18 protein-coding genes are annotated in these 13345 nt (G+C 66.5%); 9 read left to right on the forward strand and 9 right to left on the reverse strand.

The window, feature by feature from the left end:
- Positions 1 to 99: 99 nt before the first annotated feature.
- Together QSK35_RS20745 and QSK35_RS20750 are read right to left on the reverse strand one after the other, a co-directional pair.
- Entirely contained in the window at positions 100 to 555 is a 456-nt protein-coding gene (locus tag QSK35_RS20745) for a DUF6292 family protein (protein WP_285748617.1), read from the reverse strand.
- Positions 556 to 764: 209 nt separating this feature from the next.
- Positions 765 to 941, reverse strand: coding sequence for a CsbD family protein (locus QSK35_RS20750; protein ID WP_285748619.1), 177 nt, complete (start codon positions 939 to 941; stop codon positions 765 to 767).
- A gap of 330 nt (positions 942 to 1271) precedes the next feature.
- Between QSK35_RS20750 and QSK35_RS20755 the strand changes: the two genes are divergently transcribed.
- The gene (locus QSK35_RS20755) at positions 1272 to 2075 is read left to right on the forward strand and encodes a hypothetical protein (protein ID WP_285748621.1); all 804 of its coding nucleotides are present in this window, start codon (positions 1272 to 1274) and stop codon (positions 2073 to 2075) included.
- Between the two features lie 139 nt (positions 2076 to 2214).
- Positions 2215 to 2895 (forward strand): hypothetical protein, encoded by a 681-nt coding sequence (locus tag QSK35_RS20760; RefSeq protein WP_285748623.1) that lies wholly within the window; start codon positions 2215 to 2217, stop codon positions 2893 to 2895.
- Between the two features lie 3 nt (positions 2896 to 2898).
- Here QSK35_RS20760 and QSK35_RS20765 read toward each other — a convergent pair whose 3' ends face one another.
- Positions 2899 to 3456, reverse strand: coding sequence for an ImmA/IrrE family metallo-endopeptidase (locus QSK35_RS20765; RefSeq protein WP_285748625.1), 558 nt, complete (start codon positions 3454 to 3456; stop codon positions 2899 to 2901).
- Positions 3453 to 3977, reverse strand: coding sequence for a helix-turn-helix domain-containing protein (locus QSK35_RS20770; RefSeq protein WP_285748628.1), 525 nt, complete (start codon positions 3975 to 3977; stop codon positions 3453 to 3455). Before QSK35_RS20770 ends, QSK35_RS20765 begins: the two co-directional genes overlap by 4 nt.
- 127 nt (positions 3978 to 4104) lie before the next feature.
- Between QSK35_RS20770 and QSK35_RS20775 the strand changes: the two genes are divergently transcribed.
- Genes QSK35_RS20775 through QSK35_RS20795 form a run of 5 tightly spaced genes read left to right on the forward strand, consistent with a single transcriptional unit; the run spans position 4105 to position 7177 of the window.
- Positions 4105 to 4371 (forward strand): hypothetical protein, encoded by a 267-nt coding sequence (locus tag QSK35_RS20775; RefSeq protein ID WP_285748630.1) that lies wholly within the window; start codon positions 4105 to 4107, stop codon positions 4369 to 4371.
- A gap of 20 nt (positions 4372 to 4391) precedes the next feature.
- Positions 4392 to 4829, forward strand: coding sequence for a hypothetical protein (locus QSK35_RS20780; protein ID WP_285748632.1), 438 nt, complete (start codon positions 4392 to 4394; stop codon positions 4827 to 4829).
- Positions 4826 to 5320 (forward strand): hypothetical protein, encoded by a 495-nt coding sequence (locus QSK35_RS20785; RefSeq protein WP_285748634.1) that lies wholly within the window; start codon positions 4826 to 4828, stop codon positions 5318 to 5320. The genes QSK35_RS20780 and QSK35_RS20785 overlap by 4 nt, the downstream gene beginning before the upstream one ends.
- Positions 5310 to 6812 carry a ThiF family adenylyltransferase gene (locus QSK35_RS20790; RefSeq protein ID WP_285748636.1) on the forward strand — a complete coding sequence of 501 codons (1503 nt, stop codon included), beginning with the start codon at positions 5310 to 5312 and terminating at the stop codon, positions 6810 to 6812. The genes QSK35_RS20785 and QSK35_RS20790 overlap by 11 nt, the downstream gene beginning before the upstream one ends.
- Positions 6806 to 7177: a hypothetical protein gene (locus tag QSK35_RS20795; protein ID WP_285748639.1), complete on the forward strand. Its 372-nt coding sequence runs from the start codon at positions 6806 to 6808 to the stop codon at positions 7175 to 7177. Before QSK35_RS20790 ends, QSK35_RS20795 begins: the two co-directional genes overlap by 7 nt.
- Positions 7178 to 7222: 45 nt before the next feature.
- Here QSK35_RS20795 and QSK35_RS20800 read toward each other — a convergent pair whose 3' ends face one another.
- Positions 7223 to 7678, reverse strand: a complete 456-nt coding sequence (locus QSK35_RS20800; protein ID WP_285748641.1) for a peroxiredoxin — start codon at positions 7676 to 7678, stop codon at positions 7223 to 7225.
- 196 nt (positions 7679 to 7874) lie between these two features.
- Here QSK35_RS20800 and QSK35_RS20805 point away from each other — a divergent pair, with 196 nt between their 5' ends.
- Positions 7875 to 8522 carry a fasciclin domain-containing protein gene (locus QSK35_RS20805; RefSeq protein WP_285748644.1) on the forward strand — a complete coding sequence of 216 codons (648 nt, stop codon included), beginning with the start codon at positions 7875 to 7877 and terminating at the stop codon, positions 8520 to 8522.
- 63 nt (positions 8523 to 8585) lie between these two features.
- Here the strand turns inward: QSK35_RS20805 and QSK35_RS20810 are convergent, their stop codons facing one another.
- Positions 8586 to 8975, reverse strand: a complete 390-nt coding sequence (locus QSK35_RS20810) for an NAD-binding protein (RefSeq protein ID WP_285748645.1) — start codon at positions 8973 to 8975, stop codon at positions 8586 to 8588.
- 201 nt (positions 8976 to 9176) lie between these two features.
- Positions 9177 to 9947 carry an IniB N-terminal domain-containing protein gene (locus QSK35_RS20815; RefSeq protein ID WP_285748646.1) on the reverse strand — a complete coding sequence of 257 codons (771 nt, stop codon included), beginning with the start codon at positions 9945 to 9947 and terminating at the stop codon, positions 9177 to 9179.
- A 232-nt stretch (positions 9948 to 10179) separates the two neighbouring features.
- On the opposite strand from QSK35_RS20815, the gene QSK35_RS20820 reads away from it, so the two are divergent.
- Entirely contained in the window at positions 10180 to 12477 is a 2298-nt protein-coding gene (locus QSK35_RS20820) for a helix-turn-helix transcriptional regulator (RefSeq protein WP_285748647.1), read from the forward strand.
- A 13-nt stretch (positions 12478 to 12490) separates the two neighbouring features.
- Here the strand turns inward: QSK35_RS20820 and QSK35_RS20825 are convergent, their stop codons facing one another.
- Positions 12491 to 12943 carry a DUF4383 domain-containing protein gene (locus QSK35_RS20825; protein WP_285748649.1) on the reverse strand — a complete coding sequence of 151 codons (453 nt, stop codon included), beginning with the start codon at positions 12941 to 12943 and terminating at the stop codon, positions 12491 to 12493.
- A 72-nt stretch (positions 12944 to 13015) separates the two neighbouring features.
- Positions 13016 to 13336, reverse strand: a complete 321-nt coding sequence (gene trxA, locus QSK35_RS20830) for a thioredoxin (protein WP_285748652.1) — start codon at positions 13334 to 13336, stop codon at positions 13016 to 13018.
- Positions 13337 to 13345 lie beyond the last annotated feature (9 nt).

The following is a 13345-nucleotide window of genomic DNA, read 5'->3' on the forward strand; positions in this document are numbered from 1 at the left end:
GAGTGCTCAGGTGCGAGATGCGCTCGGCAAAACCGACACTACACGCGTTCAAGCCTGATCGACCGAAATACCGTCCGCCAGTTCGAGCAAAGGTGCTTGTCAGCGTGCGTAACGTTCCATGCACTCGGCCAGGTCCGACCATCCCATCAGCGGCGGGCCCGCCACCGGGGCCTCCTGGGCCCCGAGGCGTCCCATGGACTCGGCCACCAGACGTGCCACGACCTCTGGCGCCTGCACGATGTCTCCGGTCGAGCGGGCGAGCACGATCCGAGGCTCGGCGGGGTCGGTCTCGATCGACACCGCCCAGCCCTGCGTCGCGCTCCAGACGAGCATGACGTCACGATCCGGGTGAGCCGCGGCGCGGCAGCCGAGTGCGATGTAGGCCGTCGCGGTGTCGGTGACCTCGAAGCTGATGCCGTCGCGCGGCACACCGAGAGCCCCGGCGACCTTCCCCACATAACGCTCGAGGGCACCTGCCAGCAGGTACGTGCCCTCGGAGGTGGCGTTCCGGCCGCGCAGGATCCGATCATCACCGATGGGCGCCGTCACTGCCATGAGAACTCCGTCTTCCTCAGATCGCCGCGGAGCCACGGCGGGCGGGCACAGACCGCGGAGGTGACGAAGCGAATGGATTGGCCGATCAAACGGGCCTTGTTCGTCCACTGTAGCTGCTCGCAGCCGGGTTGGAGCGCTCGCCGGACCGGCCACGCACCCAGGAGGGCGCACCGCCGCGGTGCGCGCTCCTGGGGAGAGCGGTGAGCCGTTCAGTCCTTCTTGAAGGCGTCCTTGACCTTCTCTGCCGACTCACTCAGGTGACCCTTCGCCTGGTCGACCTTGCCCTCGGCTTCCAAGCCCTTGTCGTCGGTCGCGTCGCCGACGCCTTCCTTGACCTTGCCCTTGAGCTCGTCGGCCTTGGCGTCGAGCTTGTCGTCGGTGCCCATGTGTCCTTCCCCGACACCCGAATCTCGGGTGCGACGTCTGCCTCCGGATGCCCGCTCAGGCGGACCTCAACCGTCCGCGCCTCATCGGCCTGGGGCAGCCGCGTGCTCGCGGAGCTCGGCGACGACCCCGACCGCCTCACCCCTTGATCCCGGGGATGTCCTCGGGCCGGCAAACCAACGAACGAGATGTCGCACGAAAAGGACCACAAATACAAAGAAGCAGGTTAATCCGGAGATTAACCTGCTTCTTCGATGTACGCCGCCAGGGACTCGAACCCCGGACCCGCTGATTAAGAGTCCTCGGGTGAACCCCTGCCGTGGTGTCGGGTGATGTCGGTGAGTGACGTTTCTGCACTTCAGGTACGGGATGCGGCGGAGGCTCCTGTCGCGATGTGTCGTCCTGAATCTCCGCAGGTCAGGGATCTCGGGCGCAACTCGGGCTCCTCGGGCGCTCTCGCCGGTGGGTTGGTGGACGCCTCACGGGCGATCACCGTGATCGTCACGACGGTCGTCGGGTTGACCTTCTTGTTCGGCTTCGGCAACGTCCTCAACCTCGCTCTGCGGCTCGGCGTGCCGGTATGGGTGGCGCCGCTCATCGCACCGGCCGTGGACCTTTCGATCCTCGGGCTCCTCCTGGCGGTGAGGCATCTGACCCTGCATGGTTGCTCGGCGCACGACCTCCAGCCATTGCGGAGGTTCACACTCTTCGTCAGCGTGATCACCTTGGCCCTCAACGTTGCGGACCCACTGCTTACTGGCCAGTACGGCAAAGCGGCGTTCGACGCTGTCGGGCCGGTGCTGCTGATTGGCTGGGCGGAAGTCGGGCCCGGTCTGCTTGAGGCGATCGCACAGGTTCGGCGCGCGCCTGAGACTGCTCTTGCCGAGCGACCCGCCGAAGACGATGAAGAGTGCGGTGACGTCGTCCGTGTCGAGTCGCAAACCCCGTCAGACTTGACGCGTGCTCGACTTGCCGACGCGCGTCACTGGGCGACGCGGAAGCGTCCGATCACAGCAGATGCGCTTCGCACTGAGTTGGAGATCAGTACGGAGAGCGCGAGGGCGTTGGTCGCCGTCCTGCGTGCGGAGGTAGCGGAGATGATCAACTCTCGTCAGAGTGCTGAGCTGACGGCATAGTTGGTGAGGTACTGGCTTGTGCTGCATGGCGGCCGGTCGAGTGACGCGTAGCTGTTGGCCTTGATCGTGCGTTGTTGCCTGGCAGTGTGCTAGGGAGGCGATCTTGCATGTCTCTCGTGCGATGGTGGAGGAGCGGGTTGTGGCCACTCGGGATTACACACCTGCGACCAGGGCGGCGCTGACCGCGTTCAGTTCCGGGAAGTGCTACTGGCCGGGCTGCGGTGAACAGCTGCTTCGTTTGGTGAACGGCAAGTATCGGATGGCGCTCGACATCGCGCACATTCGCGCGCTGAACCCTGACGGTCCGCGCTACGACCCGGCGATGACCGACCAGGAACGGAATGACTTTCCGAATCTGATCTACCTGTGCCGTGTCCATCATCGTGTGGTCGATGAGGGCACCGGTGAGGCCTACCCGGTGGAACTGTTGCTCGACTGGAAGGCAGACAGGGAAACCGCGGGCCAACAGCGTTTGCACGCTCAGGCCCCGATCACGGTCGAAGTCTTCGAGACGGTGATCGCGGAGGCCATGGAACGCCGCGACGAGCAGATCAACGAGATCCTTGTCCGACTGGAACGAACAGACCTCGAAGCTGCTCAGTTGATGCGCGAGTTGCGGGAGGAGTTGGTTGAGATCCGCCGCAACGGAGCCGTCATCGACCCCGACACCGCCGCGATGCTCAGCCGCGCCGCAGCTCGGCTGGAGGGCCTGCCTGACAGCGCTGGAACGCTCGCCAAAGCAGCCACGAAGCTGGTCGGGCTTCCGGATCTCGTGGCTCGGCTCAACGCTGCGGCCAACCGGCTGGACGGGTTGAGGTAGAGGTCAGGACGAACGGCGGGTGATCTGCTTGGCAACGCCGGTGCTGTTGTAGCGGTAGCGTGCCATCTCCAGCGTGACCCGGTTTTCGGTCGCGATCGCGTCCGGTTTCAAGCCGCGCCTTGCCGCATCTAGGAGAAGCGCTCGCGGAAGGAGCAGCGTGCCGCCGAAGGCCGTTGCCTCTTCCTCCTCGTTCGGCTGGCACGTGCGGAACGGCACGTCGTCGAGTTCGCGGATCTCCGAAAGCTCATGCTTGAGCAGCAGGTGTGACAGTTCGTGCGCGATGTCGCTGAAGATCCTTCCCTCTGACCGCAGGGGGTTCGTGACCACGTAGGAGTTGCCGCGGACGTCAAAGGTCGCTGCGGAGAAGGAAAATGCTTGTAGTCGCTCCAATTCCTCCAAACGCGCGCGGTCGACCAAGCGGTCGGCGCTGACCACCGCGACACCCATGTGCTCCGCCAGCTGGCGAACATCGAGAGGTGCAGCGGGGGAGATGCCCAGTTCTTTGCGGAGGCGGGTGGCTTCGCGTTCGGCGTTCGCCTTGAAGCCGCGGGGCAAGGTCATAGTTCGCCTGCCTCGACCTTTCGTTCCAGTGCTTCGTGCATGTCCTGAAGGAGAGAGGCGAGACGAGGCGCCACGCCTGGGCGCATTACCGGATCGGCTCTGAGGTGGCAGGCCACGATCGATTTCGGCGGGGCGATGTCGCGAGCGAGCGCACCGTAAAGGTCCTTGAGCACTGAGCTGATCTTCGCGGCGGCGTCCGCAGTCAGCCGAGGGTCCGCGCGCAGATGCGTGATCGCCTCGTCCAGAGGTGTGATCTCGCGCTCGACGACAGGGGTGAAGAAGCGCGAGGGGGAGACCCCCAGCCATGCGCAGAGGCGGGTGAAGGTGGCGAGGTCGGGATGAGCGCCCGCTTCGACTCGCGACAACGTGCTGAAACTGACGCCGGCCTCTTGGGCGGCTTGCCTGATCGACAGGTTGCCACGACGGTCGCGGAGCAGTTCGGCCAGCTGGGTCAGGTCCAGCCTCTCTGGCTGCTGCGTGGCCTCGTCGCGGTCCCTTGGTGGTTCGGCGGGATGGGACACGCCCGCCATCGTAGGACGAGCGATGACACTTGCGTGCAACAGTCCGCGATGCAACACTGATGGCGTAGTGACGCTTTGCTGCAACAGTGTGAATGCCTCGCTCCCCCGAGGCAGGAAGGAGCTCGCTATGACGGGCCAGCCGAAGGACATCACGGTCACCGTCACGTTCGCCACGGCGCCGAAGCCGTTCCGCGAGGACTTCGAACCGCGGACTCAGCTCAGCGTGGTGCTCGACGCAGCGCTGAAGGAGTTCGGCATCACGGCCGACGGCACCACCCGCTACTACCTGCTGCACAAGGACGACGAGCCAGCGTTGACCGTCACGCTGGCCGACCTCGCTGGCCACGCGCATGCAGTGCACCTGCGCTTGCGCACCGAGACGACCCAGGGCTGAAGCAAGATCAGGCCCGGCTCGTGGACCTCGAAAGCCGCCTGCGGCTTGAGCGGCATGTGCCTGAGGTCGAGGAGTTCCTCGCCTCGACCTCAGGGCGTCTCGTACATCGTCCCGAAGACGAGGACGGCGCCTACTGGATCATGATGCAGGCGCGCGGCCAGAGTGGAGAGCCCTTCATCGCCCGCCTCGTGTGGACCGTTTATCCGCTACGCCCGCCATCCCTGCTGTTCGCCGACTCCGTCGGCGGAGCCACGAACCGGCCGGCCTCGTGGCCATCCGCAGCTGGCTACCGCGCGCCCAACGACGTGTGCAAACCGTTCACCGCGGAAGGGCAGGCTCTTCATCCGGAGTGGGCCACCGGCCCACACGCGTGGCGCGCCTCCGGCAACCCCTTCCTCTATGTCGTCGAGACCGTGCAGGGCGACATCGACCGAGCGAACGGACAGCGAGCCGCATGACTGAAGACCAGCTGGTGATCTCGACCAACTCAGTGGAGAGCCTCATCAAGGCGGTGCGACGTCACGGTCTTGCGTGGGAGGAAACTGGAGCGCTGCTCCTGACCACTCCAGAGAAGTGGGACGTCGTCGCGGTCGCGCTTGCCGGTGACGACGGCATCCAGCGGGGAAAGGGACTCTTCGTCATCACCCTTCCTGCGTTTGACGCGTTGTTCACCTACGCAGAGGAACAGGATCTGCAGGTCCGGGCAATGGTGCACTCGCACCCGTATGAAGCGTTCCTTTCGCCGGTCGACCGTCAGCACGGCCTTCGCGTCCGCGGTTTCATCAGCGCGGTCATCCCGACCTACGGCGACCCGCCTGTCGACCCGAGTGACTGGGGCTGGTGGCGTTTCGAAGACGACTGGCACCCCACCCAGCCCGCGATCATGGTCGAGCACGGCCCGGTCGCGAAGGTGTTCACCTTCGACTCCGGAGGGCTCCATGACGACTGACTACAGCCGGGGCCTGCTGTTGGCCAGCGCGGCCGCCGGAGTCGACGAAGCTGGACTTCGCCATCGCCTCGAAAACACACGCGTGCACGTCTCGGCCGAACTCGATATAGCAGGAGTGGTCCTAGCGTTGACGGTGCTCGTCACCAACCTCCGGCGGCTACCGCTGGACCTTGGCCTGGAAGTGATTGGGAGCGACCCCGATTCGCCTCGCGGCCTTCTCGATCACATCCTTGAGCTCGCAGTCGGGATCGACGCCGACCGCAACGTCACGCTCTCGAGGCGTCGCGCGGGTGCTGTTCTGCACGTGCATCTCGGCACCAGCCCGCCGGACGGCGTCCTCGTGAGCGCGGTGCCGGATGGACACGGCGTACGGCTTCGGTATCCCGGAAATCCTTACCCCGCCCTGCGGGCGCCGGGCTCGGGGCTCGGGGCGGTGCTGACCGCCGCCGTTCTCACTGGGGAGGTTTTCAAGCACGCCACAGGCCTCCGCCCTGAAGCGATGCGCGTGCGACAGACGCTGGACTTCTGTCCGGTCACCCTCACCGAGGACCCTGGCGTCGTAACCGAGACGCCGATGATCTTCACTGATACGGCGCTTGTAGGCGGTGGTGCCATCGGCACCGCCATCTCTCTGATCTTGCGCGAGTTGCCCTCGGCGGGCCGACTTGTGGTGGTCGATCCACAGACCTTCGAGGAACCAAATGTCACGACCTACAGTCTGGGCAACGTCCAGGACGCACAGAACGGCTTGCGCAAGATCGACTTGATCAAGCGCGAACTTCACGGATTCGACGTGACCACCATCTACGGGACCGCCCAGGACCTTCTGGAAAAGATCGACCGCGGGAACGTGTGGTGGCCGAAGGTCGTGCTGGGCGCGGTCGACAGCATCTCCGCTCGACACGAGCTGCAACGTGTATATGCAGACCTCACCTTGGACGGAAGTACGGGAGGACACGTCGGAACCACCCTCGCGCTCCGCGAAGGCCTGCCTACCGGGCCGTGCTTGAGGTGCTACTACCCGCTGCGCGATGCCCAGGCGGGCCCGAGCGCCGAGCAGCTACTGCATCAAAGCACGGGCCTGGCCATGAACCGAATTGCCCGCGGACAGCTCCCGTTGAGCGAGCGAGACCTGGATGGCCTGTCCGAAACGGGCAAACGCATCCTCGCGCCACATGTCGGCAAGCCGGTATGTGGCCTGGCGTCGCTGCTCGGGTTGGTGCCGGACAGTCGCGACGACTACCGCCCCTCAGCGGCGTTCGTCGCCCAGCAAGCGGCTGCCCTCGTCGTAGGGGCGTTGATTGCCCGCCAAACCGGAACGCTCACTGGAGCGGTGCGAGACGTTGAGTACGACGCCCTGTATGGCCCGTACCTCCACATGATCGCAAGTCGTCGGCCGCGGCCTGCGTGTGCTTGTGCGTCGAACAAGGATCTGATCGAGCAAGTTAGGGAGGTGCGCTCCAGCCTTATCCCGCGCCGTGGCCGGTGTTGACCGCGGTTTCGACCTGCTCGCCTGCGTGTCGGCTGAAGTCTGAACTGCTCGCGGTGGTGCCCTGTTCTGAAGTTCCAACTCATGCGTTCGCCCTGCTCGTCGCGGAGATCACCACCGTCGAGAACGAGATGGTCAAGCGCTTGCCTAAGCACGCGGACGCTGAGATCTATCACCCGGCGTGGTACGACACCGAGCGCGCCAGGAAGGCAGTGGACGAGACGCTGGCACTGACACCGGCAGGCGACGAGCTGTTGAGCGGTCTGTTCATCGAACTATCGGCTCTTCGACTTGAAGGCATCCTGGAGTGCCGAGCGAGCGACCGCCACGGACTAACGCAGACCAGCGAGCGCGCAACCCATCCCTGACAGGGGTGCGGGCTGGCACTCGATGGTCTTCTGGTCGGTGACCAGCTAGGCGACGCGCTTGCGAAGGGTCGCGAGTGCCTCGTCCGCGTGGACGTCGAACTTCAGCTCACCCTTGATCACGTCGAGGATCGTGTGATCGGTGTCGATGACGAATGTGCGCCGTTTGGCGTGCAACGGGCTGAAGCGTCGCCAGACGTCGAACTGTTTCGCGACCTGGCCGTCCACATCGGACAACAGCGGGTGGTCGAAGCCGTTCGCGGCGGAGAACGCGCGCTGCTTGCTCACGGCGTCCGGGCTGATGCCGATCCGGTGCGCGCCGACCTCGGCGAACTCCTCGGTCAGATCGCGGAAGTGGCAGCTCTCCTGGGTGCAGCCGCCCGATGACGCCATCGGGTAGAAGAACAGCACGACGGGGCCAGTGGACAGGAATTCGGAGAGCGTGCGCTGTTCGCCGCTGTCGTCGGGCAGGGTGAAGTCCGGGGCGGTGTCTCCTCGTTTCATGGTCTGAGTTCGTGCTCGCGGCCCAGCCGGATTGCACCCGGTGCGGCAGTCCACAGTGGATTCACTCGTGTTTTCCCTGGTAGCGGGCCATTTGTAGCGAGTCTGGTAACGGATCGATAACCGCACCCATCCGTCATGCGGTTGGCGGCGAATCACGAGCAGCAACTGTTCGTTCACTCTTTGGAGATGTCTCGTCATGAACCAGACCGTCCGCAACACCGTCCTGGCCGTTGGCGCCGCCTCGCTCGCCCTGTTCGGCGCGGCATGCGGCTCGGGTGACATGGCCAGCAGCGGCAACTCCAGCGCCGCGCCCACGACCACCACGACCACGTCCGCGGCGATGGCCGACCCGGCCCGTGACCTCGTCGGTCCGGGTTGTGCCGACTACGCGAAGCAGGTTCCGTCCGGTGCGGGTTCCGTGGCGGGCATGGCCGCCGACCCGGTCGCCGTCGCCGCGAGCAGCAACCCGCTGCTGACGACCCTCGTCAGCGCGGTGTCCGGCAAGCTGAACCCGAAGGTGAACCTGGTGTCGACGCTCAACGGTGCCGAGTTCACCGTGTTCGCGCCGGTGGACTCGGCGTTCGCGAAGATCGACGCCGCGACGATCGAGAAGCTCAAGACCGACGACGCGCTGCTGACCAAGATCCTGACCTACCACGTCGTCCCGGGCCAGCTCTCGCCCTCCAAGGTCGTCGGTGACCAGAAGACCGTGGAGACCGGTGTGGTGAAGGTGACCGGGTCCGGCAACGCGCTGAAGGTCAACGACGCCAACGTGATCTGCGGTGGCGTGCACACCGCCAACGCGACTGTCTACCTGATCGACTCGGTGCTGCTCCCCGCCTGACATCTCCAGGGGTAGCCGTACCGCGACTCCGGGAACCGCACTGTGTTGCGGTTCCCGGAGTTTTCACGTCTCCATGTCGTCCGGGTATCGCATGTGGACGGACACCGCCCTGTCGACCGAGAAGATCTCGTGGTTCTCGGCTTCGCGAATGACGGCCACGATCACGGTGTCGGGGTTCAACGGACGCACGGCTTTGGTGATCAGGAAAGCGCTCAGATCGTCCGGGACCGCGATGATGACGCGATCGGCGACGTCGGCGGCGGCCTCGCTCAGCGCGCATCTGTCCCGCCCGTCGCCGACGACCGCGGTGACGTCGTTGGCCGCCGCCTCGGCGACGGCGAGGAAGTTCTTGTCCAGCACGGTCAGCCGCGCGTCCGGCTGTGCGGCCAGGACCGCGTTCACGGCGAGGCGTCCGGTGTCGCCGTACCCGATGACGAGGATGTGATCGGTCATGATCTGGTATTCGACGCGGGGTGTGGTCCAGATTGCGTCCAATTCAGTGAAGGACGGCGGCGGTGACCAGTGCGCCTGACCCGGCATTTGTCCAGCTGTGACATGCACTCCTGCGTCCAGCATCGCGAACTTTCGTCCGGCCGCTGACAGCGCGAACGGCCCGCTCCTGGGGGCGGGAGCGGGCCGTTCGGAGTGGACCTGTCAGAGACCCAGGTCGAGGTCGTTGAGCACGCCGCCGACGTTGACGTCGCCGAGCTCGCCGGAGACGTCGCCGATCTGGCCGATGTCCCCGACGTGGCCGACGCCGGTCACGTCGCCGAGGTTGCCCACGTTGGACACGACATCGGTGACGTTGCCGACGTGGTCGAGTGACAGGTCGTTGCCGGTCACGTTGCCGATGGCGGAGGTGATGTCGCCGTTGAGCGCGTCGGTGACGCCCAGGTCGCCGGTCTGCACGCCGCTGGTGACGTCGCCGATGACGTCGGTGACGTGCGTGGTGTCGAGCAGTTCGGTGCTGTTGGTGATGTCGCCGACGGTGTTGGTCACGTCGAGGTCGGTGACGGTCTTGGTGACGTCGGTGATCTCGGTCTTGCCCACGACGTCCAGCGCGCTGGACGGGTCGTTGAGCACGTCGAAGCCGTTGGTGACGCCGTGCACGGCCGCGGTCAGGCCGGAGACGGCGCCGACGACGGTGTTGTCGTCGAACTGCTGGCCGACGGTGTTCTGCAGCGTGCTCATCAGGTTGAGCTGGTCGTCGAGCGACAGGTCGGAGATCGAGCCGAGGTCGCCCAGCGAGGAGGCCGGGGCGAAGTCGAGCACGAGCGGCAGCAGCTCCTGGATGTCCGCCGGGTGCACGTCGCCGAGGCCGGCCGCGTCGAGCGAGCCCTGCGGGTCGAGCTGGAAGGCTGACCGGGCGTCGGGGTCGCTGAGCAGGTTGAGGGCGAACTCGTTCAGCGTCTGCGGCAGGGTCACGTCGAACTCCAGGTGCGTCGTTGGTGCTTGTCACACAAAGTTACGAAGAGTCGGCTATTCGCCGCATCGGGTGGCATGCATGGTCTTGTCCGGCGGGGACGGATCGGGGATTGGCGCCACGTTCGGTAGGGGAATAGGGGTCTCTCCCCATCTTGAGGTCGTGACCAAACCTGAACGGGTGATGCACCGAAGTACTGACGAAGAGGTTGGTCACCAGGAGGTTCACGCGCTCATGTCTCGGCTGTCGGACATGCCGTTGTTGCTCGACAGCGGGACCGTGCGAACGCTCGAACGCGCGCGGAGCGCGGACCACGTCGTGCTGACCGGCCCGGCCGGGTGCGGCAAGACGACGGTGCTGCACACCTTCGACACGCCGTTCCTGGTCGACGACGGGCATGCGCTCGATGACGACGAGGTCGACCGCCTGCTCGGCGAGGTCACTGCTGGAGGCCGGCTCGTCATCGCGCATCGGCCGTGGCCCGACAACCGGGCGCTCGCCCGCCTGATCGGCGCGCTCCCCGGCATCGTCGTCCGCGTCCAGCTGAGAGCTCTGTCCCACGCTCACGCCCGATCTCTCGCGGAACACGTCCTGGACGCCGAAGTCGACGAGGAGTTCGCGCACCGCCTGCACGAACGCACAGGCGGCACACCGGCGTTCGTGCTGGACGAACTCTCCCCGGACCCGCGCACCACGTTCGCCCGCCACTTCGACGGGCTGTCGGTCGCCGCGGCCGACCTGCTGCTGGCCCGCGCCCTCGACGCCCCCTTCGACGTCGGACTCCTCGCGATGGTGCTGGCCCTGGACCTGCACAGAGTGTCGGAGTCCATCGAGGCACTCAGGTCTGCGGGCCTGCTGCGGGTCGACGGAACTCCGCTTCCTGCCGCCGCCGATGCGATCGAGGCGCTCGCACCGGTCGAACAGCGCGCCGACCTGCTGCGCAAGCTCGCCCTGACCCAGGTCCAACGCGCCCAGCCGGTGTCGGACTATGCGCGTCGGTTGCTGGAGTTCGGTGTGACGGATCCCGGTCTCGGCAACGTGTACTCGGCCGCGGGCGACGAGGTGCTCAACGACGATCCCGGGCTGGCGGCACAGCTGTTCGTCGCCGCGGGCCCCGTCTCTTCCGCTCTCCTGGCGCGGGCCCGCGCACTGAGCGGTGATCTCGACGGCGCCGTGGACGCCGTGGACCTGGAACACGCCGACGCGGATGCCTTGCTGGTCGCGGCGTCCGTGCTGACGTTGCGGGGACAGGTCGGGCGGGGCGGGGAACTGCTCGCGCGATCCGGCAACGGACTGGCACTGGGCTTCGCCGTGACCGGACTCCTCGGCGCGGGCCGGCTCGACGAGGCCCGCACCGTCCAGTTCGGCGTCCGCTCGCAGCCCGCCAGGACGCTCACCGACACCCTCGGGCACCGCCTGGCGGACGTGGTGCTCGACAGCGTGACCGGTTCGCCGATGGCCGCCGTCGCCGCCGCGGTGGCCACGGCCGGTGTGAACCAGTCCGGATCGCGCGCCTCGGTGCAGCCGGACAGCCCGACCGCGCTCGCCGCGCTGATCTGCATCCACGCGGGTGAGCTGACGGTGGCGAAGTCGTTGCTCGCCAAGGCCGTTCAGGCAGACGACGGCAAGGGACTGCACGCCGGCAGACACCGGCTGCTGCTCGCCTTCGCGGAGCTCTTCACCGGCGATGCCGAAGCGGCGAAGGAGCTTGCCCGGTGGGACGCTCGTCTGGAGCCGAGGGAAGCGCTGTTCGCCGCGGCGCTGGAACTCGGGATCACACGCCGTGCAGGGGATCTGCGTGCGCTGCGGTCGGCCTGGGAACCGGCCCAGCAGGCCCTCGTCGTGCACCCCGTCGACCTCTACACGTTGATCCCGCTGGCGGAGATCGCCGTCGCCGGAGCCAGAATCGGCCAGTACCACCGGGTCGAGACGCACGTGAACGAGGCGTGGTCGCTACTCGCCAGACTCGGCGACCCTCCCCTGTGGACGGTTCTGCCGCGCTGGCACGCCTTTCACGCCGCACTGCTTCTCGGCGATCACTCGGCCGTCGAGGAACACCTGGTGGTGCTGGAAGAGGCGGCGCGCGACATCCCGTTCGCACGTGCGCTCGCCAACGCCGCGCGGCGCTGGAACTCGGCCGGTCGTGGCGAGGTGGACCACGCAGGGGTCGAGGCGGCGGCGCGGGAACTGCACGCGTACGGCATGCGCGCGGACGCGGCGCGGCTCGCCGGGCACGTGGCCATGCACACCATGGACCGCAAGACGATGACGCAGTTGCTCGACATCGCCCGCCAGTTCCATGGCACCCCAGGTCAGGGAGCCGCCGGCGCGGAGGGCTTGAGCGATCGTGAACAGGAGGTCGCCGCGTTGGTGCGTGACGGCCTCACCTACCGCGAGGTGGGTGACGCGCTGTTCATCTCGGCCAAGACCGTGGAACACCACGTCACCCGCATCCGGAACAAACTCGGTGCCAAGAACCGGCGTGAACTGGTGCGTGCGCTGGAAGACGTCGACTTGTCGGCGGTCAAGTAGCCGCACGGCGCCGTCAGCCGGCGCGGCGGCTGACCAGTCCGAGAGTGACCATTCCGGCGCCCAGCCCCAGATGCAGCCAGTTGTCGGCGGTGTTGACCGGCACGAAGTTCGCCGCGCTGTCGTGGTCGATCGCGATCCCGTAGAGCCAGAGCACGAGGTAGATCGCGCCACCGCCGACGAGGTAGATCGCGGCCTGCCGGGCGGTGCCCGACATCAGCAGTCCGGCCACGCCGAACGCGACGTGAACCAGGTTGTGGAGCACGGACACCGCGAACACGCCGAGCAGGAGCGCGCCGGCGTGATGGCCGGCGAAGGAGAGCTCGTCGTAGTTCGCGGTGATACCAGGGACGAAGCCGAGTGCGCCGACGAGCAGGAACACCGCGCCGACCGCCGCTGCGAGCAGCTGGATCGGCCGGCGCGGCACTTCGCGGTGGTGCTGCAGTCGGGAGGACCGTGTTGGAGTCAACGGACTCACCTCCGGGAACCTTGACGCGAATCTGACATCGGTGATTCGGAACGGACCCCGTTCCCGGATTGGTCAGAGCCAGGTGGACAACGCCTTGACGATGTCCGCGCGCTTGCGGGGCGCGGTGAGGGTGGTGACGGGTTCGCCGCCGGAGAACAGGATCAGCGTGGGGATGCTGAGGACCTGGTAGCGGACGGCGATGTCGGGGTGCGCGTCGATGTCGACCTTCACGACCGAGATCTTGTCCTGGTGTTCTTCCGCGATGCCGGTGACGACCGGGCCGAGCTGCTTGCAGGGGCCGCACCAGGGTGCCCAGAAGTCGACGAGGACGGGCTTGTCGGCGCCGAGGACGGTGGTGTCGAAGGAATCGGTGGTGACGTCGGCGAGGTGCATGGTGTGGTT

This window comes from Lentzea sp. NBRC 105346 (assembly GCF_030269605.1).
In the GTDB taxonomy this organism is placed as follows: Bacteria; Actinomycetota; Actinomycetes; order Mycobacteriales; family Pseudonocardiaceae; genus Lentzea.

Coding starts and splice junctions, on each gene's coding strand:
- QSK35_RS20745 (WP_285748617.1), bottom strand. CDS start 555: ATGGCAGTGACGGCGCCCATCGGTGATGATCGGATCCTGCGCGGCCGG.
- QSK35_RS20750 (WP_285748619.1), bottom strand. CDS start 941: ATGGGCACCGACGACAAGCTCGACGCCAAGGCCGACGAGCTCAAGGGC.
- QSK35_RS20755 (WP_285748621.1), top strand. CDS start 1,272: ATGTCGGTGAGTGACGTTTCTGCACTTCAGGTACGGGATGCGGCGGAG.
- QSK35_RS20765 (WP_285748625.1), bottom strand. CDS start 3,456: ATGACCTTGCCCCGCGGCTTCAAGGCGAACGCCGAACGCGAAGCCACC.
- QSK35_RS20775 (WP_285748630.1), top strand. CDS start 4,105: ATGACGGGCCAGCCGAAGGACATCACGGTCACCGTCACGTTCGCCACG.
- QSK35_RS20785 (WP_285748634.1), top strand. CDS start 4,826: ATGACTGAAGACCAGCTGGTGATCTCGACCAACTCAGTGGAGAGCCTC.
- QSK35_RS20790 (WP_285748636.1), top strand. CDS start 5,310: ATGACGACTGACTACAGCCGGGGCCTGCTGTTGGCCAGCGCGGCCGCC.
- QSK35_RS20800 (WP_285748641.1), bottom strand. CDS start 7,678: ATGAAACGAGGAGACACCGCCCCGGACTTCACCCTGCCCGACGACAGC.
- QSK35_RS20805 (WP_285748644.1), top strand. CDS start 7,875: ATGAACCAGACCGTCCGCAACACCGTCCTGGCCGTTGGCGCCGCCTCG.
- QSK35_RS20810 (WP_285748645.1), bottom strand. CDS start 8,975: ATGACCGATCACATCCTCGTCATCGGGTACGGCGACACCGGACGCCTC.
- QSK35_RS20820 (WP_285748647.1), top strand. CDS start 10,180: ATGTCTCGGCTGTCGGACATGCCGTTGTTGCTCGACAGCGGGACCGTG.
- trxA (WP_285748652.1), bottom strand. CDS start 13,336: ATGCACCTCGCCGACGTCACCACCGATTCCTTCGACACCACCGTCCTC.